At 35.9% G+C, this 680-nt stretch carries 1 protein-coding gene; it reads right to left on the bottom strand.

What is annotated here, in order from left to right:
• Positions 1–144: 144 nt before the first annotated feature.
• Positions 145–678 carry a recombinase family protein gene (locus RB298_RS00380; RefSeq protein ID WP_486045191.1) on the bottom strand — a complete coding sequence of 178 codons (534 nt, stop codon included), beginning with the start codon at positions 676–678 and terminating at the stop codon, positions 145–147.
• Between the last annotated feature and the right edge of the window lie 2 nt (positions 679–680).

Raw genomic sequence — 680 nt, 5'->3', positions numbered from 1 at the left:
GTTTTATACTGAATTGAAACCCTTTCCAGGGGCTTCAGAAAGAGTATAGCGAATATGCGTGTACTTTTCTCCCCGAACATTTGCTGCTAAAGAGGACGCTTTTAATTTTATACACAAAATCTTCTTTTCGATAAGTTTCTTCTACTATACATTGACCTTTTCTAAAGTACTCTCATATTGCTTTACTAATTTATAAAATGTTGTCTTTTTTACATTCGCTTCTTTCATAGCTTGTACAGCTGTAATTTCTTTTTTCTTCCATCGATTATAAGCTTCAATGAATTCTTCGTTGACTTGAGCTTTGGGTCGTCCAAAAGAAATTCCCTTAGTCACCGCAGCATCAATTCCCTCTCGCTGGCGCTTGCGAATACGATCTCGTTCTTCTTGAGCCATCCAAGATAAAATTTGAAGAACTAAATCGGCAATGAAGGTTCCTAAACTATCCTTGTACTGAGTCGTATCTAACAACGGCATATCCAAGACGACAATGTCCGCCTCAACCTCTTTTGTGATCGCATTCCACTCTTGTAAGATTTCTTCTTTATTACGACCGAAACGATCTAAAGAATGAATATAAAGAATATCGCCTTTACGAATTATTCGTTTTAGTAATTGATACTGTTCTCTATTGAAGTTTTTTCCACTTTGTTTATCGATAAAAATATCACGAGGAGAAATAC

This window comes from Priestia sp. BR_2 (genome assembly GCF_041954005.1).
Lineage (GTDB): Bacteria > Bacillota > Bacilli > Paenibacillales > Paenibacillaceae > Paenibacillus_AQ > Paenibacillus_AQ lautus_A.
This window is presented reverse-complemented; position numbering and strand designations above follow the sequence as displayed.